Genomic DNA, 1129 nt, shown 5'->3' with positions numbered 1-1129 from the left:
GAAACTTCCCGTGCCCCCTCCCGTCCGAAAGAGTTCCCCCGTGCTTGTCCGGAAGCCGGAAGCTGACAGTCCTCCCATATACTTCTCCCGCACGTATGTCCTTGCCTTGGGAAACGGGCGTTCCCGGCTCTCCGGAAGGCTTCTTTTTCCCGCACCCGGCAAGTAACCGACCATTGACAGGAATGACTGACAGGGCATTTTTTCCCTAAGCTGATTGGAAAAACATTGACGAAGGTAGGCGGAGGTGAAAGCAAATCCGCAAAAAATGCCAAATCTCCACCCTGCGGGTAGTATTTACCATTTTTTCAGATGGTTGCCATTCACCTTTTCCGCTATCAATGATTGTCAATGTTCTTCCCAATCAGCCAAGGGAAAAAAATGGTTGGGGCGACAAGCGATGAAAACAGAGTAATAACGATTAAAATTTGTGAGTTATGGCAACAACGAACAGCACCATCGAAAAAATTGCACCGATGTTCACCGAGTTATTGATAAAGAAAATCGAGTGCCTGAAAACGGATTGGCAAAAACCGTGGATAACGAGCCTTGAACAAGGTTTGCCCCGCAACATCAGAGGGACGCTCTATAATGGCGGCAATGTCTTGATGTTATTGTTCTACACCGAGTTCATGAAATTCACTTTGCCCGTGTTCCTCACGTTCAACCAAGCGAAGGAAGAGGACTTGAGCGTCAGCAAGGGCGCACGCTCGTTTCCCGTCTATTATTGGTTCAAGTTCGTGGTACACAAGGAGACGAAAAAGACAATCAAGTACGAGGAATACCGCAAGCTGCCCGCAACCGAGCAGGAAAATTACAAGGTCATCTCGCAGATGAAGTATTACAACGTCTTCAACATCGACCAGACCGATTTTGCAGGGAAATACCCCGAACGCTACGAGCGCATGAAAAAGGGAGAGCAGCCCGAAGACTATTCGGACGGGATGATTTACGAGGCGTTGGACGAGCTTGTCTATCTGCAAAATTGGTATTGCCCTATCAAGGTGCAGTATTCGGACAGTGCCTACTATTCGCCCTCTTCCGACCATATCGTTTGCCCGCAGCGTGAGCAGTTCCCGCAGGGAGCGGAGTTTTACGGCACGCTCCTGCACGAGATGGCGCACAGCACGGG

2 protein-coding genes are annotated in these 1129 nt (G+C 49.7%); both read left to right on the top strand.

Annotated features, from left to right (window positions below; all coding sequences use genetic code 11):
• On the top strand, positions 1–209 hold a 209-nt coding region (locus tag DW640_RS23610), incomplete at its 5' end, for a hypothetical protein (protein WP_158562607.1).
• Between the two features lie 225 nt (positions 210–434).
• Positions 435–1129: ArdC-like ssDNA-binding domain-containing protein (locus DW640_RS23260; protein ID WP_117579006.1), on the top strand; the 695-nt coding region annotated here is incomplete at its 3' end.

Source organism: Bacteroides sp. AM23-12, assembly GCF_003434395.1.
Taxonomy (GTDB): Bacteria; Bacteroidota; Bacteroidia; order Bacteroidales; family Bacteroidaceae; genus Bacteroides; species Bacteroides thetaiotaomicron.
Note: the sequence above shows the minus strand (reverse complement) of the source record. Positions and strands in the feature narration are given on the sequence as shown.